The 26,684-nt window shown below is 60.6% G+C and carries 22 protein-coding genes; 7 read left to right on the top strand and 15 right to left on the bottom strand.

The genetic code is table 11. The features are described 5' to 3' along the window. Window positions 1–10: 10 nt before the first annotated feature. The 6 genes from RTE01_RS22380 to codB all read right to left on the bottom strand — a co-directional run bounded on the left by RTE01_RS22380 (window position 11) and on the right by codB (window position 7,275). Entirely contained in the window at window positions 11–1,366 is a 1,356-nt protein-coding gene (locus RTE01_RS22380) for an MFS transporter (RefSeq protein WP_041144543.1), read from the bottom strand. A 111-nt stretch (window positions 1,367–1,477) separates the two neighbouring features. After that, entirely contained in the window at window positions 1,478–2,287 is an 810-nt protein-coding gene (locus RTE01_RS22385; RefSeq protein ID WP_134525401.1) for an inositol monophosphatase family protein, read from the bottom strand. 119 nt (window positions 2,288–2,406) lie between these two features. Then, a complete protein-coding gene (locus tag RTE01_RS22390) occupies window positions 2,407–3,396 on the bottom strand; it encodes a LacI family DNA-binding transcriptional regulator (RefSeq protein ID WP_134525402.1) in 990 nt (329 codons plus the stop codon). 143 nt (window positions 3,397–3,539) lie between these two features. Beyond that, the gene (gene codA / locus RTE01_RS22395) at window positions 3,540–4,778 is read right to left on the bottom strand and encodes a cytosine deaminase (protein ID WP_134525403.1); all 1,239 of its coding nucleotides are present in this window, start codon (window positions 4,776–4,778) and stop codon (window positions 3,540–3,542) included. Beyond that, a complete protein-coding gene (locus RTE01_RS22400; protein ID WP_134525404.1) occupies window positions 4,775–6,010 on the bottom strand; it encodes a PucR family transcriptional regulator in 1,236 nt (411 codons plus the stop codon). Before RTE01_RS22400 ends, codA begins: the two co-directional genes overlap by 4 nt. A 2-nt stretch (window positions 6,011–6,012) precedes the next feature. Next, complete coding sequence (gene codB, locus RTE01_RS22405; RefSeq protein ID WP_115193339.1) at window positions 6,013–7,275, bottom strand: cytosine permease; 1,263 nt, start codon at window positions 7,273–7,275, stop codon at window positions 6,013–6,015. Between the two features lie 566 nt (window positions 7,276–7,841). Between codB and RTE01_RS22410 the strand changes: the two genes are divergently transcribed. Genes RTE01_RS22410 through RTE01_RS22420 form a run of 3 tightly spaced genes read left to right on the top strand, consistent with a single transcriptional unit; the run spans window position 7,842 to window position 11,000 of the window. Next, entirely contained in the window at window positions 7,842–8,453 is a 612-nt protein-coding gene (locus RTE01_RS22410) for a methylthioribulose 1-phosphate dehydratase (RefSeq protein ID WP_041144548.1), read from the top strand. A 25-nt stretch (window positions 8,454–8,478) separates the two neighbouring features. After that, the gene (locus RTE01_RS22415) at window positions 8,479–9,975 is read left to right on the top strand and encodes an FGGY-family carbohydrate kinase (protein ID WP_134525405.1); all 1,497 of its coding nucleotides are present in this window, start codon (window positions 8,479–8,481) and stop codon (window positions 9,973–9,975) included. Then, window positions 9,972–11,000 (top strand): 2-hydroxyacid dehydrogenase, encoded by a 1,029-nt coding sequence (locus RTE01_RS22420; protein WP_115193337.1) that lies wholly within the window; start codon window positions 9,972–9,974, stop codon window positions 10,998–11,000. Before RTE01_RS22415 ends, RTE01_RS22420 begins: the two co-directional genes overlap by 4 nt. A 15-nt stretch (window positions 11,001–11,015) precedes the next feature. Here the strand turns inward: RTE01_RS22420 and RTE01_RS22425 are convergent, their stop codons facing one another. From RTE01_RS22425 to RTE01_RS22445, 5 genes are read right to left on the bottom strand one after another with little or no spacing between them, the layout of a single operon-like run. Next, window positions 11,016–11,960, bottom strand: coding sequence for a carbohydrate kinase family protein (locus tag RTE01_RS22425; protein WP_134525406.1), 945 nt, complete (start codon window positions 11,958–11,960; stop codon window positions 11,016–11,018). A 10-nt stretch (window positions 11,961–11,970) separates the two neighbouring features. Continuing rightward, a complete protein-coding gene (locus RTE01_RS22430; protein WP_041144552.1) occupies window positions 11,971–12,972 on the bottom strand; it encodes an ABC transporter permease in 1,002 nt (333 codons plus the stop codon). After that, complete coding sequence (locus tag RTE01_RS22435; RefSeq protein WP_141335385.1) at window positions 12,969–13,958, bottom strand: ABC transporter permease; 990 nt, start codon at window positions 13,956–13,958, stop codon at window positions 12,969–12,971. The genes RTE01_RS22430 and RTE01_RS22435 overlap by 4 nt, the downstream gene beginning before the upstream one ends. Then, the gene (locus RTE01_RS22440) at window positions 13,955–15,460 is read right to left on the bottom strand and encodes a sugar ABC transporter ATP-binding protein (RefSeq protein WP_166793769.1); all 1,506 of its coding nucleotides are present in this window, start codon (window positions 15,458–15,460) and stop codon (window positions 13,955–13,957) included. Before RTE01_RS22440 ends, RTE01_RS22435 begins: the two co-directional genes overlap by 4 nt. Before the next feature lie 44 nt (window positions 15,461–15,504). Next, window positions 15,505–16,485 (bottom strand): sugar ABC transporter substrate-binding protein, encoded by a 981-nt coding sequence (locus tag RTE01_RS22445; RefSeq protein WP_076944913.1) that lies wholly within the window; start codon window positions 16,483–16,485, stop codon window positions 15,505–15,507. Between the two features lie 415 nt (window positions 16,486–16,900). On the opposite strand from RTE01_RS22445, the gene RTE01_RS22450 reads away from it, so the two are divergent. Beyond that, entirely contained in the window at window positions 16,901–19,222 is a 2,322-nt protein-coding gene (locus tag RTE01_RS22450; protein ID WP_134525408.1) for a molybdopterin-dependent oxidoreductase, read from the top strand. A 44-nt stretch (window positions 19,223–19,266) separates the two neighbouring features. On the opposite strand, the gene RTE01_RS22455 is transcribed toward RTE01_RS22450, so the two are convergent. Next, window positions 19,267–19,809: a 1,2-dihydroxy-3-keto-5-methylthiopentene dioxygenase gene (locus RTE01_RS22455; protein WP_123551092.1), complete on the bottom strand. Its 543-nt coding sequence runs from the start codon at window positions 19,807–19,809 to the stop codon at window positions 19,267–19,269. Beyond that, a complete protein-coding gene (gene mtnC / locus RTE01_RS22460) occupies window positions 19,806–20,495 on the bottom strand; it encodes an acireductone synthase (protein ID WP_041144558.1) in 690 nt (229 codons plus the stop codon). Before mtnC ends, RTE01_RS22455 begins: the two co-directional genes overlap by 4 nt. A gap of 222 nt (window positions 20,496–20,717) precedes the next feature. Here mtnC and RTE01_RS22465 point away from each other — a divergent pair, with 222 nt between their 5' ends. Next, window positions 20,718–21,863 carry a pyridoxal phosphate-dependent aminotransferase gene (locus RTE01_RS22465; protein ID WP_166793770.1) on the top strand — a complete coding sequence of 382 codons (1,146 nt, stop codon included), beginning with the start codon at window positions 20,718–20,720 and terminating at the stop codon, window positions 21,861–21,863. Between the two features lie 149 nt (window positions 21,864–22,012). On the opposite strand, the gene citR is transcribed toward RTE01_RS22465, so the two are convergent. After that, window positions 22,013–22,912 carry a DNA-binding transcriptional repressor CitR gene (gene citR / locus RTE01_RS22470; protein ID WP_041144560.1) on the bottom strand — a complete coding sequence of 300 codons (900 nt, stop codon included), beginning with the start codon at window positions 22,910–22,912 and terminating at the stop codon, window positions 22,013–22,015. A 205-nt stretch (window positions 22,913–23,117) separates the two neighbouring features. Beyond that, window positions 23,118–23,864, bottom strand: a complete 747-nt coding sequence (gene dsbG / locus RTE01_RS22475; protein ID WP_041144561.1) for a thiol:disulfide interchange protein DsbG — start codon at window positions 23,862–23,864, stop codon at window positions 23,118–23,120. 403 nt (window positions 23,865–24,267) lie between these two features. Here dsbG and ahpC point away from each other — a divergent pair, with 403 nt between their 5' ends. Both ahpC and ahpF read left to right on the top strand, forming a co-directional pair. Continuing rightward, window positions 24,268–24,831 carry an alkyl hydroperoxide reductase subunit C gene (gene ahpC, locus RTE01_RS22480; RefSeq protein ID WP_041144562.1) on the top strand — a complete coding sequence of 188 codons (564 nt, stop codon included), beginning with the start codon at window positions 24,268–24,270 and terminating at the stop codon, window positions 24,829–24,831. Window positions 24,832–25,076: 245 nt separating this feature from the next. Next, window positions 25,077–26,642 (top strand): alkyl hydroperoxide reductase subunit F, encoded by a 1,566-nt coding sequence (gene ahpF / locus RTE01_RS22485; protein ID WP_041144563.1) that lies wholly within the window; start codon window positions 25,077–25,079, stop codon window positions 26,640–26,642. Window positions 26,643–26,684: the final 42 nt, after the last annotated feature.

Genomic DNA, 26,684 nt, shown 5'->3' on the forward strand with positions numbered 1-26,684 from the left:
TATTATTGGGTTATGATGGCAGCGATATCTGCTGTTCCGCGGCGTGGCGACGGGCTACGATGGCGGCGGTCACAAAGCAGAACAGGGCGGAAGCCAGGCCGGTCGCCACCCAGAACTGCGATAGCGTACTGAAATTATACAGCGTAGTGCCGTTTTCGATGACCGCCGTTTTATCAATAATGATCCCGGTCAGAAACTCGCCCAGACCTGCGCCGGCGTAGCTGGCGATGCCAATGGTTCCGAGGGCGGCGCCCGCCGCTTTGCGCGACGAGATATCGACGGCAATCAGCCCGCCGAGGAAGCAGGTTAAGGCTCCGATGGTCGCGCCAAAAATAATCATCGCCAGAATATCCGTGACGTAGCCGTGGGGTGACCACAGCATCAGGGCGAATCCGGCGGTGTTCAGCAGGCTGATAAAGCCGGCCATCACGCTGCGGTTTCGAGGGAAGAAACGGTCGGAGAGCATCCCGGCGATAATGGTCCCGGCAATGCCGGCGATAGCGTTGACGCCAATGATCCCGGAAGCCTCAATGGTCGAATAGGCCTTATCCTGCTGCAGGAAGAAGATCCCCCACGAGTTCACCGCGTAGCGATCGATATACATAAACGCCGAGGCCAGCGCCAGCGTCCATAGCGCCGGGTTGCGCATGGCGAACAGCTGGTTTTTAAACACCGAACCGCCCGCTTCCTCCTGCTGCGGCTCATCGCGAATGATGTTGATTGGTGGAAAACCGCAGCTTTGCGGCGAGTCGCGCATAAACAGCAGCATCAGCACGACGCCTGCGGCGCCGAGGGCCGCCGTTGACAGGTAGCCCATCTGCCAGCCAAAGCCGGCAATGACCGCCGCGATCACCATATAGGTCATGGCTTCGCCAATATTATGCGCCGTTGACCAGATGGCGTAGAACGTCCCGCGCTCTTTACAGCCGTACCAGCGCGCCAGCGAGACGGCGCAGGGGCCGACGCCCATGGATTGCGCCCAGCCGTTGATCCCCCAGAAGATCGCCAGCAGCAGGGCGTTGGTGGTCATCCCCATCAGCAGATTCATCCCGGCGCTCAGCAGCAGGCCGAGGCTCATATAGCGCACCACGTTGGCATGATCGGCAATAAACCCGTTAACCAGCTTGCCGATGGCGTAGCTGAAAAAGAGCGCCGAGCCGATCATCCCGAGCTCGGTGGGCGTAATACCGAGCTCAACGAGCGCGCTTTTAGCAACGGTAAACGACAGGCGGCAGACGTAAAACGTCACGTAGGCGACCGTCATCGCCAGAAACGTTTGCCAGCGCACAAAGCGAAATCGCTGCTCGCTGAACGGAGCGACGGCTTTGGGCGGCGTCGCGCGAAAAAAAGCAAAAAATCCAGACATGGTGTTATCTCCGAAGGTCGGAGGCCCGACTGATTAATGTGCTTCGTCCTTGAACTGAATTATCGTTGCTATGTAGGGTACATAATCAGATAAAGCCTGACCCTTAGCGGGTTAGTGTAACGGTTGCCGAAGCATGTTTTTTAACTGCGGGTAGAGCGTTTTGCCGGCCAGCAGCAGCGGGCTGCCGTTGATGATGCCGTCATTGGCGAGGTAATCATTCGTCTGCCCCCCGGCCTCGCGCATCAGCACCAGCCCGGGCAGGGCATCCCACGGGTTCATGTGCGGTTCGTAATAGCCGATTAAACGTCCGGCCGCCGCCCAGGCGCTCATCAGGGCGCCGGACCCGTTGCGCACAAACATGCCGCCATCGCTGAGCAGCGCGTCGAGGAACGGCAGGAAGTCCGCCGGCGTGACGCGATGGGATGTTCCCACGCCCATCACGCCCTCTTTGACCGTTCTGGCCGGATGGGGGGCTATTGGCGTCTCGTTGAGCCACGCGCCGTGCCCCTTCAGGGCATGAAATATTTCCTGATGGTTGGGGTCGTAAACCACCCCGATTACCGGTTCGCCGTCGGCCACGATAGCCAGCGACAGGCACCAGGTGTGCAGGCCGTTAAGAAAGCAGCTGGTGCCGTCAATCGGGTCTACTACCCACAGAATGGGCGCTTCCGGCAGCTGCGCGCCGCTCTCTTCGCCGAGAAAGCCGTCCTGCGGGAACGCGTTCACAATTTGCTGCTTAACAAACTCTTCGACCTGCTTATCGGCGATGCTCACCACGTCCTGCAGATCGTGACCCTTATGATCGACCGCGAGGCTGCCGCGCTGCTGATAGAAGCGAAAGGCCAGCTCGGCGCCGGCTTTTGCCAGTTCACAGGCGAAGAGATAGCGGGCGTGCAGCGGGTCTGAGTCCAGTGATGTCATGTTTCCTCCGTTTTGCACACGTGTGCAATCAGTGATAAAAAAAGAGCCCCGAAAGGCAAAGTGAGTGTGGCGGGGAACGGCGGATTATTCTGTGATCGCTTTGGCATAAAATGAATTTTTCATTTTGCGCTTTCGCGAATAATTAATTTCACCGGCACTTCCCGGTGGCGGGAGGGGAGATCGAACCTGGCGATGCGGGTCACCAGCATCTCGACGGCGTGATGCGCCAGCAGCTCCGTATTCTGCTGAATTGTCGAGAGTTGATAGGGTTGCCAGGCGGCCTGGGGGATATCATCGAAGCCGATAACGGCCGGGAGCGGGGCGCTCGATTGGGCGGCGCGCAGGCCGTCCAGCGCCCCAAGGGCCAGCATATCAGTGGCGCAAAACAGCGCCTGCAGGCCGGGATTATCCAGCAGCAGCCGCCTGGCGGCATCAAAGCCGGCCTGATAGCCGGCGCTGGCGCAGAAGTGCGCGCTGACCTGCATTCCCCCGGCGTGGGCGATAAACGCCTCGTAGCGCTGGCGGGTGCTGAAGTTTTCGCCGTCTTCGCCGAGAAAGCCGACCTGCTGCCAGCGGCGGCGGCTAAACAGATCCGCGACCAGCTTCGCCCCCTGCGCGTTATCGCTGGACACCCGGTCACAGCCGGCGAGTTCGGCATGGCGGTTAATCAAGGTGACGGGGATTTTGCGTTCCAGGTACTCCTCCGCCAGCGACAGCGGCGGCGCGCCGGAGGTGATGATCACTCCGGCCACGTGATAGCTCAGGAGCTGTTTGAGCGAAGGGGCCAGCTGCTGCGGATCGTCGGCGTTCATCAGCAGGGGCATAAAGCCGTTGAGCGCCAGCTGATGCACCAGCGGAGCGAGCAGCTTGCTGCGAAAAGGGTTATCAAAACCGGCGGTGACGATGCCGATAAAGTTGCTGCTGCCAGTGATCATCGTGCGGGCGATAATATTGACCTGGTAGCCCAGCTCCTCCGCCGCGGCGAGAACTTTCTGCCGCGTTTTGTCCGCCACCGACGCTCCGGGAGTAAAGGTTCGGGAGACGGCGGAGCGGGAGACGCCGGCAAGCCTGGCCACGTCCTCAGCCTTAATCCATTTTTTTTCGCTCATAGTGTCCGGGTACGGGTTGTTCTCAGGGAGCCCGCGCCGACTCCGGAACCCATCGTCGGCGCGCAAAAGTAGTAAGAAGGTACCACAGAAATCCCTGCGCGAGCAGGGGAGTGACGCGCTATGGGCGCCGCGTCACCCGCGGCTTATGCCGGATAGCGGATCTGCTCCGGCTGGCGCTGCAGGATAATTTTGCCGTGGCGGATGGAGGTCAGCACTTTGGCCTGACGCCGCACGGCGTCATAGTCATTTTCCGCATCGAGGATAAGCAGGTTCGCCGGGCGGCCTTCGGCGAGGCCGTAGTTATCGCCGAGGCACAGCGCCCTGGCGCTGTTATCGGTAATCAAATCGAGGCAGCGCTGCAAATCTTCATACCCCAGCATGTGGCAGATGTGCAGCCCGGCATCGAGGATGCGCATGATGTTGCCGTTGCCCAGCGGGTACCACGGGTCCTGAATGGAGTCCTGGGCAAAGCAGACGTTAATCCCGGCGCGGTCCAGCTCCGCCACTCGCGTCACGCCGCGGCGTTTTGGCCAGCCGTCGAAGCGCCCCTGCAGGTGGATACTTTCGGTGGGGCAGGAGATAAAGTTGATGCCCGAGGCCTTGAGCAGGCGGAACAGCTTCGAGCAGTAGGCATTATCGTAGGAGCCCATCGCGCAGGTGTGGCTGGCGGTGACCTGCGCGCCCATGCCGCGTACCCGGGCCTCTTCCGCCAGCACTTCCAGAAAGCGCGACTGCGGGTCATCGATCTCATCGCAGTGCACGTCCACCAGGCAGCCGTGGCGCTGGGCCAGATCCATCAGGAAGACCAGCGAGCTGACGCCCTTGTCGCGGGTGTTCTCGTAGTGCGGAATGCCGCCCACCACGTCGGCGCCCATCTCGATGGCGCGGGTCATCAGCTCGCGTCCGCCGGGGAACGACTCGATCCCCTCCTGCGGAAAGGCGACGATTTGCAGGTCGATAAGATGGGCGGCCTCTTTTTTCACCGCCAGCATTGCCTCCAGCGCCGTCAGGGAAGGATCGGTGACGTCGATGTGGGTGCGCACGTGCTGCACGCCGTTGTCGCGCAGCATGCCGATGGTTTTCAGCGCGCGCTGGCGCGTATCTTCCACGGTGACGCTCGCTTTACGCTGGCTCCAGCGGGTGATGCCCTCAAACAGGGTGCCGCTCATATTCCACTCCGGCTCGCCCGCCGTCAGGGTAGCGTCAAGATGGATATGCGGCTCGACGAACGGCGGAATAACCAGCTTTTGCTGCGCGTCGATATCGCCGGCGTCAGCCGCCAGAGTGGCGGTTTGGGGAGCGATGCTCTTAATCACGCCGTCCCGGAGCTCAAGGGAATAGAGCGCTTCTTTGTGGCGCAGGCGCGCGTTGATAATTTTCATGGTTGTTCCCGTAAATGGTTTTGCGACATACGCCAGATAGCCAGGGCGACCGAGGCGTTGAGATGAAACTGCGGATGGCTGACCGGATAGCGGGTCAGCTTTTCAATACGCTGAATGCGCTGATGGAGGGTGTTGCGGTGAATGCCCAGACGCTCGGCGGCCCTCATCACGTTGCCGTTCTCCTGGAGCAGCGTTTCCAGGGTCTCCATCAGCAGCCACGGGCTTTTGCGATCGGGTTCAATCAGGCAGCCGAGGGTGTCGTGCATAAAATCGCTCAGCAGCGTGGGGTCGCCGACGGCGGAGAGCAGCTTGATAAAGCCCAGCTGCTGATAGTCGCTGATGCGCTGAGCCGGGCGCAGGGTATCGCTGAGATCCAGCGCCTGACGCGCCTGCGACAGCGCCCGCGGGTAGCCCTGCAGCTCCTGCACCGGTGCGGAGAGGCCGCACAGCAGCGACAGCCCGTCGTCGCCCTCCGCAAGCTCAAGCAGCCACTGCTGCAGCCACTTTTTCTGCTGATAAAATTCGCCTTCCTCATCCGGGAGCAGGAAGAGAAACATATTGCTGCGCTCAACCAGCGGAAAGGGGTTGCCCTGCTGGTTAAGCTGCTGCTGCAGCCGCTGGCGCAGGGTGCGGCGGGCCTGCTGTAGCCAGGCTTCGGCCTGCTCCGGCGGAAACTGGCGAAACAGGCGCTGAATGCCCTCAAGGCGCAGCGCCGCCACCCGCAGCGGGCGGGTAAAGTCCAGCTGCTGGTGGAGCGCGCGCTGATGCAGGATCTGCAGATCGGGATAGTCGCCGGTTAAGAGCTGCAGCAGAATATCGCGCTGCGACTGCAGCGCGTTTTCGCTGCGCACCAGCGCGGTGCCGATGCGCTCGGTGACGATCACCATTTTTAGCAGATAGGGCTGTTCGATCAGCGGAATGCCCAGCTCGTCGGCGAGGGCAATCAGTCGCGGCGGGATCGCCTGGATATAGGCGTCGCCGGTGAGGATCACCATGCCGGCGATCCCGCGCTGCTTGCCCTCCATCAGCAGGTGGATCAGGTTCTCCTCGCTGCGGGGATGGTTGATCCCGGTGATAAACACCAGCTCTCCGCCCATGATCCACTCGGCGATATTTTCATTTTCCGCGACGTAGTACCAGCGCACCGCCAGCTGGAGCCCCTGCTGCCCCGCGCGCAGCCGCATCGCCGAGAGTCCATCAAGCGCGAGAATTTCGCTGACCGTCAGGCTCATGGCTACTGCTCCGCCGCCGGATCGGCCGCCGGCTGGCGTTTGCTCAGGCGGGTCAGGACGATATAGACCAGCGCGGAGACGGAGATGCCCACCAGCGGCGCAATCCACGGCGACAGGTAAGCGACCAGCGCGCCGACGGCATAAGCGCCGAGCCCCAGCCAGTTAAAGCGCGGCAGGCGCGCGGTTTGCAGAAGAGGATAGCGTCCGCCTCGGTAGAACCAGTAGTCGGCGAGGATCACGCCGCCGATGGGCGGGATGATGCTGCCCAGCAGAACCAGGAAGGGGATCAGCATTTCGTACATCCCGCCAATGGCCAGCAGAATGCCGACGCCGGCGGCGACCACGGTCAGGGTCCGGCGGCGTTCGCTGCGCAGCAGATGGCAGGCGGCGGCAGAAACGTTATAGATGGTCGGCCCCTGAATGGTCAGCAGATTGAGGCACAGCATGACCACCGCGGCGACGGAGAGCCCCTGCAAAATCAGCACTTCGACGATATCGGCCTGCTGATAAACGATGGCGCACCAGGCCCCGGCGACAATCATCAGCCCGTTGCCGATAAGGAAGCTGCCCATGCTGGCGACGATGGCGGTGCGGCTGGAGTTAGCCAGCCGCGTCCAGTTCGTCGCCTGGGTTGCGCCGCTGGCGAAGGTGCCAAACACCATGGTGATGGCCGCCGACCAGGTCATGGTTTCACCCGGTTCAATTTTGGTCATCGCCTGCCAGCCGCCGGCGTGGTGGGCGGCAAGGTACATGGAGACCACCAGCAGGATAAACATCAGCGGAACCGAAACCCGCGAGAGCGCATCCAGCCCCTTATAGCCTACCAGCGCGGTGACGCAGAACAGGATACCGAACAGCACCATCAGCGGTACGGTCAGGGCCTCCGGCAGGGCGAGGATTTTGACCAGCGAAATTGCCACCGTGGCGGTACCCCAGGCGTACCAGCCCAGCTCGGCGAAGCCGAGAATAAAATCGGCGAGCCTGCTGCCGATCTCGCCGAAGCAAAAACGCCCCATCAGTACGGTGTTCAGACCGCTGCGGGCGGCAATCCAGCCGAGCGACGCCGCGTAGAGGGCCAGCAGAAAGTTACCGATAACCGCAATCCACAGCAGGTTAACGATGGAAAATGAGACGCCGAGCTTCCCGCCCGCGAACATGGTGCCGGTAAAAAAGGTAAAGCTGAACAGAACCATGGAGATTGAAAACAGGCCCTTGCGCCCTGAGGTCGGCGCTTCGACGAGCGGGAAATCGTTGCTGTTTGACATAGTGGAACCTCTGTGTGGTCATCCGAATAGCGATGCCAGAGGGGTAGCAAGAGGTGTGCCAAAAAAAGCGTGGCAGCAGGAACATAGCGGAGTGGGCAGTGTGCACATAAAAAGCCGTTAAACGGCGCGGTTTTGCCAGAAGGGTGTGCAGGGTGCAAAGTTTTGCACCAGCGTGGGGCAGATCGTACGGCGCTGCTCGGCGCGGGCGGTCGCCAGCGCCGCTGACGAAATTTCCCCCCGCCGCGTGCAGAACGATCCCCCGTCTTTTTAGCGGCCCGTAGCGGGTAATATTGGCGTTATGAAAACGCTCAGTTGTATCACTGTTAAAAACGGCAATTTCATATTCTTTTCTGATATAACCATTCTTAATGTAAGCCATTCCTGAAATATTGTTCAGCCGGGCAGGCGGTGTTAGTATCGGGTAAATAGCCATTTAGACGGCTAAAGAACCTTATCTCGGGTTATCCTGCTGACCGTTGTGCCTCAGCGCAGCGACGCCGCTGCCTGCCGCAGCATCCTCCGAGCGTAAGGTTCTCCAAATACCATCGCTAAACTAAGGAACTGCTATGTGGCAAGAAAGACTCGCGCAACTGGTCACCACCTGTCATTGGATCGGTGCGAAGGGCTGGGCGCCGGCGACCGGCGGCAATATGTCCGTGCGCCAGGATGAGACCTGGTGCTGGCTCAGCGAGTCGGGACGCGATAAGGGCAGCCTGACCAGCGAAGATTTTCTGCAGGTGGATATTGCCAGCAATACCGCGCCTTCCGGGCGCAAGCCCTCGGCGGAAACCGGGCTGCATACCCTGGTCTATCGTCTGTTCCCTGAGGCTAACGTCGTGCTGCACGTCCATACCGTCAACGCGACGGTGCTGTCGCGCATCGAGAAGAGCGGGACGCTGGCGCTGCAGGGCTACGAAATGCAGAAAACGCTCACCGGCCAGCACAGCCATCTCGACACCGTCCCGGTGGCGATTTTTGATAACGACCAGGATATCGACGCCCTGGCGGCGCGCATCGAAGATTATGCGCAGACCCATCCGCTGCGCTACGGCTTCCTGCTGCGCGGCCACGGCCTGACCTGCTGGGGAAAAGATATCAACGAGGCGCGTCGTCAGCTGGAAGGTCTGGAATTCCTGTTCGAGTGCGAGCTGATGCGTCGCCGCTACGAGCGCGACTAATATTCAACGGGCGATCGGGTCAGGCATGGATTTTTATCTGGGTATCGATATCGGCACCTCGCGGGTCAAGGCGGTGCTGTTTGACGAACATTTTCAGGCGCGGGCCAGCGCGGCGGAGAGTACCGGGCCGCGTCTGTCGGCTAACGGCTACGCCGAGCAGGATATGGCGCAGCTGTGGCAGTCGGTGATCGCTATTTTGCGCCAGATTGCGCAATGCCCGGAGCTGCAGGGCGGGCGCTTAAGGGCCATTGGCCTTGCCGGACAGGGCGAAGGGGTGTGGCTAAGCGATGCCGAAGGCGAGCCGGTAGGACCGGGGATCCTCTGGAGCGATACCCGCAGCCGGGAGTTGATGAGCGTTCTGCTGCGCCGTCCGGACTTCGATCGCCGCTTCTTTGCCGAGACCGGCACCCACCTGCAGCCGTGCAATACCAGCATGCAGCTATGCTGGCTGCGACACTATCAGCCGGAGCGGCTGGCGGCGGCGCGCTATCTGTTTTTTGCCAAAGACTGGATCCGCTTTCGCCTGACCGGCGTCGCGGCGCTGGATATCACCGATGCCAGCACCTCGCTGCTCAATCAGCAGAGCGGGGAGCTCTCGGCGGTAGTGCTGAATGAAATGGGGCTTGCCGATCTGCAGCATCTGTTCCCGCCGCTGCTGGCGCCGGATGCGCAGGCCGGCACCCTGCGCGACGAGGTGGCGGCACTGACCGGACTGGCGGCCGGCACGCCGGTAGCCGCCGGCGCGCTCGACGTGTGCAGCGCGGCGCTCGGCTGCGGCGCGGTGAACGACGGCGATATCTATACCATCCTCGGCACCACCTGCTGCACCGGCGTTGTGTGCCACGGTCGCCAGACGGTGAACGAGGCGACGCGCTACGTCACCCATACCGAAGCGGGGAGCTTTATTAACCTCTTCCCGATGCAGGCCGGGACGCCGAATATTGACTGGCTGCAGCAGCATATCTCCCTGAACCCGGATCTCCAGCAGCTTGAGCAGGCGATTGCCGACGTCGAGCCGGGCAGCGGGGGCGTGTTCTGGCAGCCCTATCTGAACGGCGAGCGCGCGCCGTTTTATAGCCCGGACGCGCGGGCCGGCTACTTTGGCATCGGCCAGCACACCACCCGCGCCGAGCTGCAGCGGGCGGTCTTTGAGGGGCTGGCCTACGCCATCGTCGATTCGCTGCAGGGCTATCCGCAGGGCGGAGAACTCTACCTGACCGGCGGTGGCGCGGCCTCCGCGACCTGGCTACAGATTATTGCCGACTGCAGCGGCAGAACGGTGGTCTCCAGCACCTTTAACGAACTCAGCGCCCGCGGGGCGGCGATTCTGGCAGCCCGCAGCGTTGACGGGCTTGCGCACTACCCGCAGCTGGAGCAGACGCGCTATCAGCCACATCCACGGGCGCACGCCCGCTACGCCGCGCTCTATCCGGTCTATCGTCTGCTGCGCGAACAGATGCTGCCCGTCTGGCAGGCCAGGCAGGAGGCGCTTCAACGTATTTCTCAGGAATCAGACCAATGAAAATTGTTTTTACCGCCGAACACTCCGGCGATCTTACGGCGTTTCAGCAGCTGGGCGAGCTGCGGGTTGAGGGATGGGCGCTGGGCAAGCCGAAGCTTAGCGCCGGCCAGCTGATCGACCTGGCCCACGATGCCGACGTGCTGGTGACCAGCTACGACGACGTCACGGAAGAGGTGATTGCCGCCTGTCCGCGTCTGAAGGTGATTGCCTGTACCCGCGCCAATCCGGTGAATATCGACGTTAAAGCCGCCGCGGCGCGCGACATCCGCGTGCTCTATACGCCGGGCCGCAACGCCGACGCCGCGGCGGAGCTGACGCTTGGGCTGATGCTGAGCCTGGCGCGGCATATCCCGCAGGCGCACGCGGCGCTGAAGCGCGGCGAATTTACCCACGCCGACAACGCGGCGGCGGTGACGCAGGCCGGGCTGCGCCGCGACGTGGTGTGGGACGTCAGCCCGCAGAGCCCCTACGAGGTGTTTAAGGGCAGCGAGCTGCGCAATAAAACGCTGGGGCTAATTGGCTACGGCAATATTGGTCGCCGGGTGGCGCGTATCGCCCGCGCCTTCGGCATGGCGGTGCTGGTGGTGGACCCGTTTGTGGCGGCCGAGGATATTAACGAGCCGGGGCTGCAGAAAACCACTCTCGAAGCGCTGTTCCGCGAGTCTGATATCGTCAGCCTGCACCTGAGCAGCGGCGCCGGCAGCGACGGGCTGGTGAACGCGCCGCTGCTGAACAGCATGAAGCCCGGCGCGCTGCTGATTAATACTTCCCGAGCGGCGGTGGTTGACGAGGAGGCGCTTATTCACGCTCTGCGCCACGGGCCGCTGGGCGGCGCGGGGCTGGACGTCTATCATCGCGAACCGCTGTGGCGCGATCACCCGTTTGTCACCGAGTTTGATAACGTGATTATCACGCCGCATATTGCCGGCGCCACCCGCGAAAGCATCAGCAAGCACACGGCGATGATTGCCGCCGATCTCCAGCGCTATGCGGCCGGTGAGCCGCTGCTGTATCAGTGGCGCTAAGCGCGGGGCCGCAGGCTATTCGGCCCGATTAGCGGCCATAAACGCCAGGGTGTGGTCCCAGTCGACCACGCCCGCATCCGATCCCAGGCCGGTGGCCACCAGCGCCGCCACCGCTGACGCCACTTCGCAGGCCTCTTTTTCATTCAGCCCTCGGGCCAGCGCGGCAATAAAGCCGCCGCAGTAGCCGTCGCCGCAGCCGGTGGTGTCCACCGCCTCAACGCGCCACGGGGCGATATGTTCGATGCGACCCTCGCGGGTCAGCAGCCAGGAGCCGTTGGCGCCGTCTTTCAAAATGCAGGTCCCGACGCCAAGGTCGAAGAAGAAGCGGGCGATTTCGGCGGGCTCGGTGCGTCCCGAGAGATAGGCGGCCTCCTCCAGCGAGGGCATAAAGTAGTCTACCGACGGCAGCAGCGGGCGCAGCAGATCCAGGGTTCGCTCATCGGGGGCGATCAGGTCGAAGCTGGTGGTGACGCCGCGCGCTTTAGCGGCCGCCAGCAGCCGCGCGCTCTGACCCTGGTCCATTGCCGCCAGCAGCCCGGTGCCGCCGTGATGCAGGAAGCGGCAGTCGAGAATCGAGGCAAACGCCTCTTCGTCGACGAACAGGGCGTCGGAGGCGCCGCGACAGTGCAGCGCGGGCCGCTCGCCGTTCGGGCGGATGGGCAGGATGGTTGCCGAGGTTTCCTTTTGCGTCGTGCGCTGAATCAGCGAGCAGTCGATCCCCAGGCGCGCGTAGCTGGCGAGAATAAAATCGGCCTTTTCATCGTGGCCAAGGCAGGCGACGGCGGCGGTGCGAACGCCGAGCTTCGCGGCGTTGATATTCGCCCCCGCAGCGGTGCCCGCCGGGTTAAGGCGAATTTGTTCGATAAAGGCCACCCCGCCGCGGGGCGGGATGTCGAGAACCGGACGGCCGGCGATATCAAGGATCGTCAGGCCGACAAAAACGGCGTCAAAGGCTGCCATAGATACTCCGTTAACGATGCTGCTGACGCAGACGCGCCTGCCAGAAAGAGAGGGCCAGCGCGACCACCAGAATAACGCCCACCAGCGCGTCTTTGACCAGGTAGTTAAGACCCATCAGGTTCAGGCCGTTATCAATAATCGCGAGGAACAGCACCCCGCCGAGGGTACCGGCAATGCTGGCCCGGCCCTGGCGGTTAAAGGCGGTGCCGATAAAGACGGCGGCAATCGCATCCATCAGATAGGACTGGCCGGCCAGCGGCGTAAACTGCCGCAGGTTAGCGGAGAGGATCACGCCGCCGATGGCGCACATGGCGGAGGCCGCCACCAGCACCCACAGCATGGTCAGCCGATCGCGGATCCCGGCGATCCGCGCCGCTTCCCCGTTCTGGCCAATGGCGCGAACGTACTTGCCGAACAGCGTGCGCTCGGTAATCAGCCACGCCACCAGCCACAGCGCCAGCACGATAACCACCGGCGTCGGAATGCCGGCGATATTGCCTACCGCGAGATCGTGGTACTCCGGCGCCATCCGGCGATAGGAGATCGAGCCGCCGCCGTCGGTGTAGATCCGCTCGACGCTGCTGGCGATAAACCAGGTCCCGAGCGTGGCAAGGAACGGGCGGATCTGGCAAATCAGGATCAGAAAGGCGTTCAGCAGACCGATGAGGGTCCCGCCGAGCAGGGCGTAGCCCACCGCGGCCTGCCACGGAAGGTGCCAGGTTTTCAGGGCCACCAGCGCAAAGGCGGCGCCAAAGTCGAGTGCGACGCCCACCGAGAGATCGATGGCCCCGGCGCTGACGATAAGGGTCATCGCCATCGCCACAATCAGCAGGATCGCGCTGCCCTGCAGCAGGTTGGCCCAGTTATCAACGGTCAGAAATACCGGGTTGGCCCAGCCGAACAGGGCGATGGCCAGCAGGGTGATAACGCCGAAGCCGGCCCGCGACAGATAGGCCAGCGGGCCGCCGGCGCTCTGGCCCGGCGATGAGGATTTGAGCGTCAGCTGGCTCATTGATTGCCTCCCTGATGCCTGACCGCAGACGCCGCCAGTACGATAAGGATCAGGGTGCCTTTGATGGCGCCCATCCAGAAAATATTGACCCCCAGCAGCCCGAGGCCGTTGGAGAGAGCGTTGACCAGCACCGCGCCAAGCAGCGCGCCCCAGATGGTGACGACGCGCCGGCGCGAGAAGGCGGCGCCGATAAAGGTTGCCAGCACGGTCTCCAGCAGCAGCGGCGTGGCGGTGCCGCTGGAGCTGCCCGAGCCCTGGCTTAAGAGCGGCAGGATCGCCAGACCGGCGGCGATGCCGGCCAGCAGCCAGACGTAAACCGTCAGCCGGCGCACGTTAAGCCCGCTCATTTGCGCCATATCGCGGTTCCCGCCGACCGCCTGCAGATGCTGGCCGAAGCGCGAGTGGTGCACCAGCAGCTGGAACAGGGCGAATACCGCCAGCAGGTAGATCAGCGGCCAGGGAATGCCGAGCAGCGTCTGGTCGCGAAACGCCACCATCAGCGGATCGCTGACCGCAATGCGCCGCTGGCCGGTGAGCAAATCGGTCAGGCCGGTAAAGGCGACGGAGGTCGAGAGCGTTGCCAGCAGCGGCGGCAGCCCGGCGACCAGCACCAGCCCGGCGTTGATCGCCCCGCAGGCGAGGCACACCGCCAACGGCAGGAGGAGGAGCCACAGATAGGAGATCTGCCACTCCACCATGCCGAGGCTCAGAAGCGCGACCCCGAGCACCGCGATGGCGGGCAGCGAGAGGTCGATCCCGCCGGTGACCACGTCATCGCCGCCGACGGCAATCACGCAAACCAGTCCGAAGCAGAGAATGGCCAGCGGCACGCTCTGCACCAGCATCATGCTGATATTCTGCCAGCTTAAAAAGAAGGGCGACTGGAGGCTGAGCCAGACCAGCAGGGCAAAGAAGAGGATCAGCGGAAATTTTTCAATAAGCGTCGTCATGCCCGGCAGGCCGCGGCGCTGGATACTCGTACTCATAGCTGTTGTTCCTGTCCACCGTTAATCGTTGCCAGCAGGGCGTCGAGCGTCAGCCCCTGGGTGGCGAGATTCGCCACCAGCTCGCCGCGCCACATCACGAGGATCCGATCGCATAATCCCAGCAGCTCCGGCGCATCGCTGGAGGAGACCAGCACCGCGCGTCCGCGATCCGCCAGCTGGCGGGTACGCTGATAGATATCGCTGCGGGCGCCGATATCGACCCCGAGGGTCGGTTCATCGAGAATAAAGAGCCGCGCATCGGTGCCCAGCCAGCGGGCCAGAATCGCCTTTTGCTGGTTGCCGCCGCTCATCAAGCGCACCGGCAGCTCCGGGCGGCCGGGGCGAATAGAGAGCTGCTCAATCCAGCTGCGGGCTTTCTCCAGCGCCCGGCCCCGGTGCTCCCAGCCGAAGGTGGCGGTATCCGACAGGGAGGCCAGGTTAATGTTGTCGGCGGTGGAGAAGGGGAGGATCAGCCCCTGATGGCGGCGGTCGCGGGGCACCAGCGCCATGCCGGCGCGAATTGCCTGCTTCGGCGTGCGGATGCGACGCGGCTGGCCGTCGATGCTAATGACGCCGCTGTCTACGCGCTTGAGACCGTAGAGAAGGTCAACCAGCACGTCGCGCCCGGCACCCAGCAGCCCGGCGATACCGACGATTTCGCCGGGCTGAATATCAAAGGTAATATCGCGCAGCTGATGGCCGTCGCCGAGCGCGCGCACCGACAGCAGCGGGGCGCTGGCGTCGGCTTGAGGCGGCGCGGACTGGCGCGGGGTATAGAGCTGCTCGATTTCCCGGCCGACCATCATTTTGATCAGCGCATCGGTATCCTGCAGCAGCGAGCGGTCAGGGTAGCCCACCACCTCGCCGTTGCGCAGCACGGTTCCGCGATCGCAGAGGGCGGCGATTTCGTTCAGATAGTGGGAAATATAGAGAATGGCGATCCCCTGCTCGCGCAGGCGCAGGATTGCCGAGGAGACCAGGCTGGCCTCCTGCGCTTCCAGCGGCGCGGTAGGCTCGTCAAACACCACCAGCTTGGCGGCACCGTCGATCAGCGCCCGGGCGATTTGCACCAGCTTGCGTTCGGCAAGGCTGAGATCGCGAATCAGCCGCCGCGGGTTAATGCTCAGCTGCCAGCTGTCGCGGAAAAAGGCCTCGGTGGCGGCGTTCATGCGCTTTCTGTCCAGCGCTCCCCAGCGGTGGCGATACTCCTGGCCGAGAAAAACGGACTCCGCCACCGTGAAGTGGGCGATCAGGTTGAGTTCCTGGTGGATAACGCGGATGCCCATCGCTTCGATGGCGGCGGGGTTGCCGAACGGGATCGGCGCGCCGTCGAGGGTGGCGCTGCCGCTATCGGCCTGGTACACGCCGGCAAGGATCTTGATCAGGGTGGATTTCCCGGCCCCGTTTTCGCCGATCAGGCCGTGAATTTCACCGGGATTTAGAAGCAGCGTGACCGCATTTAATGCAGTCACGTTGGCAAAGCTTTTGCCGATCTGGCTCATGACCAGACCAGCGGCGGGGCGCTCCCCGCCGAAGGGTTGATTAATCACTGCAGTTCGCCATATCCCAGCTGTTTGTAGACCGCTTTCGCTTCCTGCGGACCCTTCACCGGGACCACCGGAATAAAGGTTTGCAGCGGCAGAGCCTGCTTAGCGAAGTAGTGCGCGACGTTGTCGGCCGAGGTCTGGCCAATCAGGTGCGGCTGCTGGGCGACGTTAGCGACGAATGGGCTGCCGGGCTCGGCCATAATCTCCAGGGTTTCCGGGCCGGCATCGATGGCGGTGACCTTCACGTCCTTATCGCGGCCGGTCTCTTCCAGCGCCTGCACGATCCCGATGGCCGGCTGATCCCAGCAGGCGACGTGGATAGCGTCCAGTTTGCCTTTCGGATACTGGCTGAGCAGCTCGAGGGTTTTCTTACGCGCATCTTCCGGCGAGTTGGCAAACTGTTCGGCCAGCTCCGGCTGAATAATATGAATATCCGGATAATCCTTAAGGACATATTTCCACTGGTCATAGCGGATGCCGCAAATTCGCAGCGAGCTGGAGAACGCATTAAATACCGCAACGTTGCCTTTGCCGCCTAATTCATCGGCCATATAGCGGCCAATGGTTGAACCCAGGGTGTAGTTGTCGGAGGTCGTGTTATTGACGGAGTATTTGGAAACGTGGTCCACGGTAAATACCGGGATGCCGGCATCGCGCAGCGCTTTAAATTTAGGTTCAACGGCGCTGTCGCCGAGAATACTAATTACGGCATCAACCTTACGTGATAATAAAATATCGTGGTTATTGGCGTGTACCTGATTATCACGACCGCCGTCAACGCCGATGACTTTACCGCCCAGCTTTTCCACTTCCTCGGTGGCGCCTTTATAGGCTTCACGATCCCAGAAATGCTGGGTACCGACAACGGCGACGCCGATGGTTTTCCCCTGAAGAGACAAGGGTTCTGCGGCGGAGGCGCTGACGGAGACGAGCGTCATCAGACCCAGGGCGGCGGGCAGTAATTTTTTTCTCTGCGACATTCTTATTATAGTCCTGTGATGAAGGTGTTTGCGGATTCGTAGCATGACAATAACGACCACGCAACCTCAAATACAAAATATGTCTAAGTTATACCAATAATGGTATATCGGCGGGGTAGTGCAGGAAAACTTAATTTTGCCTGATGCAACCTGAAAATATTTCATGATGGTTAAATTAAGCCATTTTTATATTGTGGGTATAAAGCAAAAGAGCTGACTTTTATTGCAAACGGTAATTGCTGCTTAATTATGGCTATATTTATGGTGGGATGTGATGAATATATTCCAGGGGGCACGTAATGCGGACGGCTGTCGGCCTGAGTGGCAGGATATTATAGCGCTGCCGGCATTTTATCTTCAGCCAGCTCCCGACTTATTATAGCGGTCTTGATCGGGTGACAACAAAACGGGCAACATGAATAAACAACATAATCTGGCGGTGATGCACTGGGGGACCTGGCAGGTACAAACCCGCGATGGCGCCATTGACGCCGTCGTGCCGGTCGCCTGGGATAAAAATCCCTCGCGGATTGGCCAGTCCCTCACCGACGCGGTCACCGGCAATACGCGCATTCGTCGTCCGGCGGTGCGGGCCGGCTATCTCAAAAATGGCCCCGCGTCGCGAGAAGGTCGTGGCAAAGAGCCCTTTGTCGAGGTGAGCTGGGAGGTCGCGCTCGATCTGCTGGCCCGTGAGCTGACCTCGGTGAAGACGCGCTGCGGGAACGAAGCCATATACGGCGGCTCCTACGGCTGGGCCAGCGCCGGGCGCTTCCACCATGCCCAGAGCCAGCTGCACCGCTTCCTCAAGTCTTTCGGAGGCTACACCGCCAGCACCAATACCTACAGCAGCGCCGCGGGGGAGCGTATTTTGCCGCACGTGCTGGGGCCGCTTAGCCCGCTGCATCGCCAGCATACGCACTTCTCCGAGCTGGCGCGGGAGTGTCAGCTGTTTGTGGCGATTGGCGGCCTGCCGCTGCGTAACGCTCAGGTTAACGGCGGCGGCGCCAACGATCATATGCTGAAGCACTGGCTGGAGAAGATGCAGGCCAACGGCACGCGCTTCGTTAATATCAGCCCGGTCAGTAACGATCTGAGCGCCGTGAGCTCGGCGCAGTGGCTGGCGGTGCGTCCGGGAACCGACACCGCGCTGCTGTTGGCGCTGTGCTACGTCCTGATTACCGAATCCCTCTACGACAGCGGCTTTGTGGCCAGCCACACGGTGGGCTTTGCTCCCTACCGCGCCTATCTGCTGGGAGAGCGCGACGGAGTGGCAAAAACGCCGCGCTGGGCGGCGGAAATCGTGGGGATTTCCGAGCAGCAGATTATCTCCCTGGCGCGCGAGATGGCCAGCCAGCGCACGATGGTTAATATCTCCTGGTCCATCCAGCGCGCCCGCCAGGGGGAGCAGGCCTACTGGGCAACGGTTGCCCTGACCGCGCTGCTGGGGCAGATAGGCACCCCGGGCGGCGGATTGGGCTTCGGCTACGCCTGTACCAACCTGGCGGGCGCGGCGCGCAAAGCCTTTTCCGGCCCCCGTCTGCCGGCGGGGAAAAATGCGGTTAACGGCGTGATCCCGGTGGCCCGGCTGGCGGATATGCTGCTGCATCCCGGCGGCGAGTATGAGTTTGACGGCCAGCATCTGCGCTACCCCGATATCCGTCTGGTCTACTGGGCGGGAGGCAACGCCTTTCACCATCACCAGGACCTTAACCGGCTCTGCGAAGCGTGGCGACGGCCGGAGACGGTGGTGGTACACGAGCAGTATTGGACCGCGCAGGCCAAGTTTTCCGATATTGTGCTGCCGGTGACCACCTCCCTGGAGCGGGAGGATATCGGCAGCGGCGGGCACGACGGATTTATGATTGCCATGAGCGCGCAGATCCCGCCGGTGGCCGAAGCCCGCGACGACTACGCGATTTTCTGCGATCTTGCCGCCCGCTTAGGCTGCGGCGAGCGCTTCAGCGAAGGGCGAAGCGTCGAGGAGTGGCTGCGGCATATTTATGATGAGTCGCGCCCCCGGGCCCGGGAAGAGGGCATTGAGCTGCCGTCGTTTGATGATTTCTGGCAGCAGGGCGTGCTGGAGTACAGCGCGCCGGAGCAGCCGCAGGTCTTTCTGGCCGATTTTCGCGCCGACCCGCTGGGCGCTCCGCTCTCCACGCCGTCCGGCAAGATTGAGCTCTTCTCGCAAACCGTCGCCGACTTCGGCTACCGCGAGTGCCCCGGCCATCCGTGGTGGGACGAAGAAGAGGCGAGCTGGCAGCGGGAAGAGGCCAGCCGCTGGCCGCTGCATCTGCTCTCCAGCCAGCCGCGCACGCGTCTGCACAGCCAGTACGATCACGGCAGCGTCAGCCGGGAAACCAAAATTCAGGGGCGCGAGCCGCTGTGGATGCATCCGCAGGATGCGCAGGCGCGGGGCGTCACCGAAGGCAGCGTGGTGAAAGTGCATAACGCCCGCGGAGCGATTCTGGCCGGCGTGCATCTCAGCGACGGGATCCGTCAGGGGGTGGTGCAGATGGCGACCGGTGCCTGGTACGATCCGCTGGATCCCAACGAGAAAGGCTCGCTGGACAAGCACGGTAATCCGAACGTGCTGACCGAAGATCGCGGCAGCTCGCGGCTGGGTCAGGGCTGCAGCGCGCAGAGCTGCTGGGTTGAGATTGTGCCGTGGCGCGAGGCGCTGCCGGCGATTACCGCTTTCGATCCGCCAGCGTTTATCAGCGCGGACGCGCTGTCCTGAACGCCAGCCCGGTGGCGTCAGGCCGCCGGGCTGGTCAAAGATGACTACGCCAGCCGCGGGTAGGCGTCGGCAATATCATCCCCGGTAAACTTCGCCACCCAGCCTTCCGGATTATCGAAAATGCGGATGGCGGTGAAGTTCGGTTCCGAGCCCATATCAAACCAGTGCGGCGTGTCGGCGGGGACGGAGATCAAATCGTTCTTCTCGCACAGCACCTGGAACACCTCATTGCCGATATGCAGGCAAAACAGCCCGGCGCCCTCGACGAAGAAACGCACCTCGTCTTCGCCGTGGGTATGTTCGTTGAGAAACTTCGCGCGTAGCGCCTCTTTCTGCGGGTTGTCCGCGCGCAGGCTGATGACATCCCAGCTCTGGTAGCCCTTTTCGGCAACCAGCTTATCAATCGCGTGCTGGTAGGCTTCAATCACCGTTTCCGGCGCAGGCGCGACGCCCAGGTCGCGGTCGGCCTGCCAGCGTTCAAAACGGACGCCTTTGGCGTTTAGCTGCTGCTGAATCTCTTCGGCGTCGGTGCTGTGCCAGATGGACTTCCCGGCGTCGTGGTCAGAAAAAATCGTTAATGCGCTCATGCAGGTATCTGCTCCGGATGAATGTCGTCAAAACGCTGAATCTGCGGATGATGGCTGGCGGGGTCGCGATCGCCGCGTACCAGCTGCAGGGTGCGAAAACCGGCCTCCTCGGCGGCATCCAGCTCCTGATGGATATCAGAAAGGAACAGGATGGCGGCGGGGTGATGACCCAGCTGCTCAGCAATGTTGCGGTAGGACTGCGCGTCGCGCTTCGCCCCGACCAGGGTATCGAAATAGCCGCTGAACAGATGAGTAATATCACCTTCATCGCTGTAGCCAAATAACAATTTCTGCGCGGCGACCGAGCCTGAGGAATATACATATAAATCAATCCCCTGCGACTTCCACTTTTCCAGCGCCGGCAGAACATCGGGGTACAGATGGCCGGTAAAGTCGCCGTTCAGGTAGCCATCGCGCCAGATAATCCCCTGCAGCGCCTTCAGCGCGGTGGATTTGCGATCCTCCTGCATAAAGGCAAACAGCGTCTCGATAAGCTCGGCGGTGCTGGCGGCGGGGGCGGCGATTTCGTGACGCAGGTTATCGAGGATCGTCTTGACCGGCTCAGCGTACTGCTGGGCGGTCACGAAGCCTGCTAACCGTTCACGGGCGTACGGAAACAGAATGTTGTGTACGAAGCGAATGTCGCTGGTGGTACCTTCAATATCGGTCACGATGGCGCGGATCATGGTTTCTCCAGAGTGGGCGTTACGCCGCATTGACGGTGGCGGCAGACGGTAGCCGGCCAGACCTCATTATTTATACACGGCATTGTGCAAACCGCAGCGTGGCTTTTTGCATAACGGCGCATATAGACGTCTAAGCGTCTCGATTGCCAAATATTAACATCGTGTTATAGTGGCTTCAACAACAGCATTACAATCGGTAATAACAAAATGAGCAATAAGCCACTGATTCCTGAGAGTAAACTCCCTTCACTGGGCACCACTATTTTTAGCCAGATGAGCGCGCTGGCGCAGCAGCATCAGGCGATAAATCTTTCACAGGGCTTCCCGGATTTTGACGGGCCGCGCTACCTGCAGGAGCGGCTGGCTTTTCATGTCGCCCAGGGTGCCAACCAGTACGCCCCGATGACCGGCGTGCCGGCGCTGCGTGAAGCTATCGCCGATAAAACCGCCGAGCTTTACGGCTACCGACCGGATGCCGACAGCGATGTGACCGTGACGGCGGGCGCCACCGAGGCCCTGTATGCGGCCATTACCGCCCTGGTGCGCGCCGGGGATGAGGTTATCTGCTTTGACCCGAGCTACGACAGCTATGCCCCGGCGGTTGAGCTTTCCGGCGGCGTGCTGAAGCGCATTGCCCTGCAGCCGCCGCATTTTCGCGTTGACTGGCAGCAGTTTGCCGCTGCGCTGAGCGAGCGTACCCGGCTGGTGATCCTCAATACCCCGCATAACCCGTCGGCGACGGTCTGGCAGCGCGAGGACTTCGCCGCGCTGTGGCAGGCGATTGCCGAGCGTGAGATTTACGTGGTCAGCGATGAGGTTTACGAGCATATCTGCTTTGCGGCGCAGGGACACGCCAGCGTGCTGGCCCATCCGCAGCTGCGCGAGCGGGCGGTGGCGGTCTCTTCGTTTGGGAAAACCTTCCATATGACCGGCTGGAAGGTCGGCTACTGCGTCGCCCCGGCGGCGATCAGCGCCGAGCTGCGCAAAGTGCATCAGTATCTGACGTTCTCGGTGAATACGCCGGCGCAGCTGGCTATCGCCGATATGCTGCGCCACGAGCCGGAGCACTATCGCCAGCTGCCCGAGTTTTACCAGCAGCGCCGAGACCTGTTTATCGAGGCCCTGCGCGCCAGTCGCCTCGAGATATTACCCTGCGAGGGCACCTACTTCCTGCTGGCAGACTACAGCGCGGTTTCCGATCTCGACGACGTCAGCTTTTGCCGCTGGCTGACGACGGAAATCGGCGTGGCGGCGATCCCGCTGTCGGTATTCTGCGCCGATCCGTTCCCGCACCGCCTGATTCGGCTGTGCTTTGCCAAGCAGCCGGCAACGCTGCTGGCCGCCGCAGAGCGTCTGCGCCAGCTGTAGCGCGCGGAAGTCATGTCGCTGAGAGAATTAACGATCGCCGGGCGTGATAGGCCGATCGTTAATTCTCGCCTATTACCGCTTTCGCTATTTTAATTTCTGGTGAGTGGTTGGCAGATATTCATGTGGCCGATAATTAACGGCGGCCGCTATTATGTCAACGCCGCCTTTTCAATCAACGAAGCTAAAACCGGGTGGGCCATCTGCACCCGATTATAAATCATATGAATCATCGCACGGGGAATATCCGCCGGGGCAGGGAGCACTTTCAGCCGGTGGTCAAATAGCGGTGGGCCTGACGCGACTTTGGGAATAAAACCGATGAAATCTGTCTGACTAATAATATTGAGGATGGCAATGTGTGAGTCGCTGCTGAAGGCGATATTCCGCTCGGGGAACAGTTTTTCAAGCCGGTAGTCAACCGCCTGCATTCCGGCTTCTTTGGTCAGATAGTCGGTAAAGCGCTCGCGGGCAATGGCTTTCGCAGAGGTGAGGTCGGCTATGCGCGGATGATTCTGCCGGCAGACCAGCACCATCTCTATTTCCGCAAACGGCAGGCACAGGGTAGTGGGAGTGGCAAGCGGCGAGAGGCTAAAAATCAGGTCGGCTTTGCGGTAGGCGAGCAGGCTCTCCGCCGACTCCGAGGCGAGCTGAAGGTCGTGGTGCTCCACCTGCAGGTTGGGATCGCCGTAGAGCGCGCTGATAAGCGTTGCCGAGCAGGGCGAGAGGAAAAACTGCGGGCTGTAAATAACAAAGCGTTTACTCAGCTCGGCGCCGTGGACGATATTAATCGTCTGCTCCAGCTGGTTGAGGTTTTGCTCGAGATGGCGATGAAGATTCACCGCCAGGGTGGTGGGGCTCATCCCTTTACCGGAGCGGATAAACAGCGGATCGTTGAGCTGATTGCGCAGGCGCTGCAGCGACTGGCTGACGGCTGAAGGGGTAATAAATAAGGTTCCCGCGGCCTGGCTGATACTTAAATGCTGATAGATACATTCAAAAATAACCAGTAGGTTAAGATCGAACTTTTTAAGTTCGTAAAGTTTAGCCATGGCTAGCATCCTGTCCGTTGCTGTGTCCGGTGCGAATTATTATTTTTATTTCATTTGTTTATTATATTTAATTTGCGCGGTAATTGATGGGCTGAATTGTTTAAGGCCGGGTTTATGGGTGACTCTGAATGTATATGACCAAAAGTGATTTAGCCAGACCCTTTTTTGACGAATAGTCTGGCTATGCGAAATATGACGGGACGCTTTATTTTTCGCCCATCATGACCTGCAGCTTATCCGCTTCCGGCAGGCCGACAACCTGCTGCAGCATATTTTCTTTATTCATATAGTAAATAGCCGGAGTGGCGTTCGCCCCCAGCTGGTCCATCAGCTGCTGGTTCTGGTTGAGGGTGCGTAGTTTCTCCTCGGGGAGGTTCGCCGGGATCGCAATTTTCATTTTCCCGGCCGATTTTTCGTAATCGTGCCAGGTTTGTGCCGGATCGCGGCTGGCGAGAATGGCGGCGGCCACCGGCGTACTCTCCGGTTTGATAACCCCGACCAGCAGCGTGCGAATCTGCACTTTCCCCGACTCTACCCAGGGCCGGGCCTGCTGCCAGAACTGCTTGCAGTACGGGCAGAAGGGGTCGGCGAAGACGTAGAGAATAATCGGCGCCTCTTTTTTCCCGTCAAGCAGCCAGCTGGCGGCCTCCATCTGCTTCCACATCTTCTGGCCTGCCGGCGTATAGAGCTCCTTCTGGAACAGCTGTTCGCTAAGGTTGGTGCCGTTTTCGTCATACATGTAGCCGGAGATGGCGTGCTTGCCGTCGGGGGTGAGATAGATAGCGACGCCCATATCCTGATATTTGCCCAGCCAGCCTTTCACTCCGCCCGGCGCTTCGAAGGGTTTAATGATGGTAATACCCTGTTTTTCTATCGCTTTTACGGGGGCAGGGAGATCTTCTGCATAGCTGCATAAGGGTAAAAGACTCAGGAAAAGCAGACGTTTTAACATGATTATTCCTTGTAAAATCAATGTAGAAGGTACAGAAGATGATGGAACCTATCACAGCTATAGGCAAGACCTGCGCCCGGACAGATTGCCCTTTGCTGAGGCGGATGGTGTAATCGCCCATGCTGTTACATTAAGGTAATGTAGAGCGCAACGCATAGCCAGCCTGCCTGGCCCTGAATCTACCCTCGGGTATTTCAGGTAATAGGGCCGCCTGAAAGGGCGGCCTTTTTACTTTATCGGCCTGGCGAGTACCGCCGATTGCGCGACTTGTCCCGACGGGTTCACAAAGTTGTCTTGTTGCGGTTGTTAGATATTGCTTATTGATTTGATAATGCAAACGCATTGGTCGGGTCAGGAAAAATTCGTTACCTTAGACCTCAACGAAAACACGGAGGAAGTATAGATGTCCTTAATTAACACTAAAATCAAACCTTTCAAAAACCAGGCGTTCAAAAACGGTGAATTCATCGAAGTAACCGAGAAAGACACCGAAGGCCGCTGGAGCGTTTTCTTCTTCTATCCGGCTGACTTTACTTTCGTATGCCCGACTGAACTGGGTGACGTTGCTGACCACTACGAAGAGCTGCAGAAGCTGGGCGTAGACGTCTACTCTGTCTCCACCGACACCCACTTTACTCACAAAGCATGGCACAGCAGCTCTGACACCATCGCTAAAATCAAGTATGCGATGATTGGTGACCCGACTGGCGCCCTGACCCGTAACTTCGAAAACATGCGTGAAGACGAAGGCCTGGCCGACCGCGGCACCTTTATCGTTGACCCGCAGGGCATCATTCAGGCTATCGAAGTTACCGCTGAAGGTATCGGCCGCGATGCGTCTGACCTGCTGCGTAAAGTGAAAGCAGCTCAGTACGTTGCTTCCCACCCAGGCGAAGTTTGCCCGGCGAAATGGAAAGAAGGCGATGCGACTCTGGCTCCGTCCCTGGACCTGGTCGGCAAAATCTAAAATTTCCATGTCTTTCACGCCATGGCGGCGTTGGCGTCACCTGCTCACCCCGGTCACTTACTTCTGTAAGCTCCCGGGGGTTCCCAGGCTAGCCGCCTTGCCCTGACGCGAAATCCAGGGGAAATTGATATCGAACAACGGGTGTTTTATTACGCCCGTTTTTCTTCCAAACCCCATGATGCAAGCCGCATTCAGGCAGCCGCGAGGCCGCTTGCATGATGACGTTTTAAGAGAGGGATAACGAGATGCTCGAAGCAAACATGAAAACCCAGCTCAAGGCCTATCTTGAGAAACTGACCAAACCTGTTGAGCTGATTGCGACGCTGGACGACAGCGCTAAATCTGCAGAAATCAAAGAACTGCTGGCAGAAATCGCTGAGCTGTCTGAGAAAGTGACGTTTAAAGAAGACAACACGCTCGCCGTGCGCAAACCGTCTTTCCTGATTACGAATCCAGGTTCTACCCAGGGGCCGCGCTTTGCCGGCTCTCCGCTGGGGCACGAGTTTACCTCTCTGGTTCTGGCGCTGCTGTGGACCGGCGGCCATCCGTCGAAAGAGGCCCAGGCCCTGCTGGAACAGATCCGCGACCTCGACGGTGATTTTGAGTTTGAAACCTACTACTCGCTCACCTGCCATAACTGCCCGGACGTGGTGCAGGCGCTGAACCTGATGGCGGTGCTGAACCCGCGTATTAAGCATACGGCGATTGACGGCGGGACGTTCCAGAATGAGATTACCGATCGTAACGTGATGGGCGTTCCGGCGGTCTTTGTCAACGGCAAGGAGTTTGGCCAGGGGCGCATGACGCTGGCGGAGATCGTCGCGAAAGTTGACACCGGCGCGGAGAAACGTGCCGCGGAAGAGCTGAACAAGCGCGACGCTTACGACGTGCTGATCGTCGGCTCCGGCCCGTCCGGCGCGGCGGCGGCGGTTTACTCGGCGCGTAAAGGAATTCGTACCGGCCTGATGGGCGAACGCTTCGGCGGCCAGGTGCTGGATACCGTGGATATCGAAAACTACATTTCGGTACCGAAAACCGAAGGTCAGAAGCTGGCCGGGGCGCTGAAGGCTCATGTCAATGAATATGATGTGGACGTCATTGACTCCCAGAGCGCGTCGAAACTGGTTCCGGCGGCGGTAGAAGGCGGCCTGCATCAGATTGAAACCGCCTCCGGCGCGGTGCTGAAGGCGCGCAGTATCATCATCGCCACCGGCGCCAAATGGCGTAACATGAACGTGCCGGGTGAAGATCAGTACCGGACGAAAGGGGTGACCTATTGCCCTCACTGCGACGGCCCGCTGTTTAAAGGCAAGCGCGTGGCGGTGATCGGCGGCGGCAACTCCGGCGTCGAGGCGGCAATCGATCTGGCGGGCGTGGTTGAACACGTGACGCTGCTGGAATTCGCCCCTGAAATGAAGGCGGACCAGGTGCTGCAGGACAAAGTACGCAGCCTGAAAAACGTCGACATTATTCTTAACGCACAGACTACGGAAGTGGTCGGTGATGGCAGTAAGGTGACCGGACTGCAGTATCGCGATCGGCTGAGCGGTGATGAGCATCACGTCGAGCTGGCGGGGATCTTCGTACAGATTGGCCTGCTGCCTAATACCACCTGGCTGGAAGGCGCGATTGAGCGTAACCGGATGGGTGAAATTATCATCGATGCGAAGTGCGAAACTAACGTCAAGGGCGTGTTTGCCGCGGGCGACTGCACCACCGTACCGTACAAGCAGATTATTATCGCCGCCGGCGAAGGGGCAAAAGCGTCTCTGAGCTCGTTCGATTATCTGATTCGTACCAAAACCGCATAATAAAAGAAAGTAAGACCGACCTGCACAGCAAAGAGGCTACCC

It is taken from the genome of Klebsiella terrigena (assembly GCF_006539725.1).
Lineage (GTDB): Bacteria > Pseudomonadota > Gammaproteobacteria > Enterobacterales > Enterobacteriaceae > Klebsiella > Klebsiella terrigena.

Bases quoted from the DNA above. Each gene is read 5' to 3' on its own strand.
- RTE01_RS22380 (WP_041144543.1), bottom strand. From the start codon at position 1,366: ATGTCTGGATTTTTTGCTTTTTTTCGCGCGACGCCGCCCAAAGCCGTC.
- RTE01_RS22385 (WP_134525401.1), bottom strand. From the start codon at position 2,287: ATGACATCACTGGACTCAGACCCGCTGCACGCCCGCTATCTCTTCGCC.
- RTE01_RS22390 (WP_134525402.1), bottom strand. From the start codon at position 3,396: ATGAGCGAAAAAAAATGGATTAAGGCTGAGGACGTGGCCAGGCTTGCC.
- codA (WP_134525403.1), bottom strand. From the start codon at position 4,778: ATGAAAATTATCAACGCGCGCCTGCGCCACAAAGAAGCGCTCTATTCC.
- RTE01_RS22400 (WP_134525404.1), bottom strand. From the start codon at position 6,010: ATGAGCCTGACGGTCAGCGAAATTCTCGCGCTTGATGGACTCTCGGCG.
- codB (WP_115193339.1), bottom strand. From the start codon at position 7,275: ATGTCAAACAGCAACGATTTCCCGCTCGTCGAAGCGCCGACCTCAGGG.
- RTE01_RS22410 (WP_041144548.1), top strand. From the start codon at position 7,842: ATGTGGCAAGAAAGACTCGCGCAACTGGTCACCACCTGTCATTGGATC.
- RTE01_RS22415 (WP_134525405.1), top strand. From the start codon at position 8,479: ATGGATTTTTATCTGGGTATCGATATCGGCACCTCGCGGGTCAAGGCG.
- RTE01_RS22420 (WP_115193337.1), top strand. From the start codon at position 9,972: ATGAAAATTGTTTTTACCGCCGAACACTCCGGCGATCTTACGGCGTTT.
- RTE01_RS22425 (WP_134525406.1), bottom strand. From the start codon at position 11,960: ATGGCAGCCTTTGACGCCGTTTTTGTCGGCCTGACGATCCTTGATATC.
- RTE01_RS22430 (WP_041144552.1), bottom strand. From the start codon at position 12,972: ATGAGCCAGCTGACGCTCAAATCCTCATCGCCGGGCCAGAGCGCCGGC.
- RTE01_RS22435 (WP_141335385.1), bottom strand. From the start codon at position 13,958: ATGAGTACGAGTATCCAGCGCCGCGGCCTGCCGGGCATGACGACGCTT.
- RTE01_RS22440 (WP_166793769.1), bottom strand. From the start codon at position 15,460: ATGAGCCAGATCGGCAAAAGCTTTGCCAACGTGACTGCATTAAATGCG.
- RTE01_RS22445 (WP_076944913.1), bottom strand. From the start codon at position 16,485: ATGTCGCAGAGAAAAAAATTACTGCCCGCCGCCCTGGGTCTGATGACG.
- RTE01_RS22450 (WP_134525408.1), top strand. From the start codon at position 16,901: ATGAATAAACAACATAATCTGGCGGTGATGCACTGGGGGACCTGGCAG.
- RTE01_RS22455 (WP_123551092.1), bottom strand. From the start codon at position 19,809: ATGAGCGCATTAACGATTTTTTCTGACCACGACGCCGGGAAGTCCATC.
- mtnC (WP_041144558.1), bottom strand. From the start codon at position 20,495: ATGATCCGCGCCATCGTGACCGATATTGAAGGTACCACCAGCGACATT.
- citR (WP_041144560.1), bottom strand. From the start codon at position 22,912: ATGGCTAAACTTTACGAACTTAAAAAGTTCGATCTTAACCTACTGGTT.
- dsbG (WP_041144561.1), bottom strand. From the start codon at position 23,864: ATGTTAAAACGTCTGCTTTTCCTGAGTCTTTTACCCTTATGCAGCTAT.
- ahpC (WP_041144562.1), top strand. From the start codon at position 24,268: ATGTCCTTAATTAACACTAAAATCAAACCTTTCAAAAACCAGGCGTTC.
- ahpF (WP_041144563.1), top strand. From the start codon at position 25,077: ATGCTCGAAGCAAACATGAAAACCCAGCTCAAGGCCTATCTTGAGAAA.